This window comes from Salmonella sp. NW1250 (assembly GCF_051812965.1).
GTDB classification, from domain to species: Bacteria; Pseudomonadota; Gammaproteobacteria; order Enterobacterales; family Enterobacteriaceae; genus Salmonella; species Salmonella enterica.
Map to the genome: position 1 here is coordinate 1 of NZ_JAMNDD010000042.1, position 662 is coordinate 662.

At 50.8% G+C, this 662-nt stretch carries 1 rRNA gene; it reads right to left on the reverse strand.

What is annotated here, in order from left to right:
• Positions 1-540, reverse strand: a 23S ribosomal RNA gene (locus tag NBA72_RS24140); the annotation flags it as partial.
• Positions 541-662 lie beyond the last annotated feature (122 nt).

The following is a 662-nucleotide window of genomic DNA, read 5'->3' on the forward strand; positions in this document are numbered from 1 at the left end:
GCTCCCACTGCTTGTACGTACACGGTTTCAGGTTCTTTTTCACTCCCCTCGCCGGGGTTCTTTTCGCCTTTCCCTCACGGTACTGGTTCACTATCGGTCAGTCAGGAGTATTTAGCCTTGGAGGATGGTCCCCCCATATTCAGACAGGATACCACGTGTCCCGCCCTACTCATCGAGCTCACAGCACATGCGCTTTTGTGTACGGGGCTGTCACCCTGTATCGCGCGCCTTTCCAGACGCTTCCACTAACACACATGCTGATTCAGGCTCTGGGCTCCTCCCCGTTCGCTCGCCGCTACTGGGGGAATCTCGGTTGATTTCTTTTCCTCGGGGTACTTAGATGTTTCAGTTCCCCCGGTTCGCCTCATTAACCTATGGATTCAGTTAATGATAGTGTGACGAATCACACTGGGTTTCCCCATTCGGGTATCGCCGGTTATAACGGTTCATATCACCTTACCGGCGCTTATCGCAGATTAGCACGCCCTTCATCGCCTCTGACTGCCAGGGCATCCACCGTGTACGCTTAGTCGCTTAACCTCACAACCCGAAGATGTTTCTTACGATTCATCATCGTGTTGCGAAAATTTGAGAGACTCACGAACAACTTTCGTTGTTCTGTGTTTCAATTTTCAGCTTGATCCAGATTTTTAAAGAGCAAA